The organism is Acinetobacter psychrotolerans, from assembly GCF_048552595.1.
GTDB lineage: Bacteria > Pseudomonadota > Gammaproteobacteria > Pseudomonadales > Moraxellaceae > Acinetobacter.
Map to the genome: position 1 here is coordinate 1 of NZ_JBIMDK010000086.1, position 228 is coordinate 228.

1 protein-coding gene is annotated in these 228 nt (G+C 43.9%); it reads right to left on the bottom strand.

The window, feature by feature from the left end; genetic code table 11:
- On the bottom strand, positions 1–228 hold a 228-nt coding region (locus ACG94X_RS16940), incomplete at both ends, for a hypothetical protein (RefSeq protein ID WP_419384821.1).

The window sequence follows — 228 nt, forward strand, 5'->3', positions numbered from 1 at the left end:
TAATGTCGTGTGGACCTTCAGTTAATGGATTAACTGGCGTCAATGTACCTGTCGTTGGATCATACGTTGATGGAACTTCTACACCATCGACAATCAATGTTGGTGTTTCACCTGGTGTCACTGGACCAATCACAATCCCTGGTGTGGTGTCATCTGTTTGTGTACCACTTGGGAATGTACCTTGATCAGTACCTTGATTATCTACAAAGTCTGTTGGTGCAGTTGGTT